The sequence below is a fragment of the Gilvimarinus sp. 1_MG-2023 genome, from assembly GCF_030548285.1.
The window spans coordinates 1-245 of record NZ_JAUOSC010001496.1 but is presented as its reverse complement, the minus strand read 5'-3'; the positions used below and the strand labels follow the sequence as shown (position 1 = coordinate 245).

Sequence of the window (245 nt, the reverse complement as noted above, 5' to 3'; positions counted from 1 at the left end):
AAACTGTCGCTTGAGTGCAAACACCACCCGTACAACAATAAAATCATTGGCCAGTTCATGGCGAAAAATGGAATCCCGATAATCAAACCGGCAGGCCTGACGGGAGAGAATACGCCACTGCCGCGTACTGATCTGAAAGCCTTCAACCTGCTCGATCAATTCAGCGACTTCCACGCCATAAGCACCAATATTCTGTACCGGCGCGGCACCAACAGTACCGGGAATCAGTGCCAGATTTTCCAGCC

At 51.0% G+C, this 245-nt stretch carries 1 pseudogene; it reads right to left on the bottom strand.

The annotated features are described in order from the left end of the window. Positions 1–245 (bottom strand): annotated as a pseudogene (locus tag Q4563_RS21810) (UDP-N-acetylmuramate dehydrogenase); the annotation flags it as partial.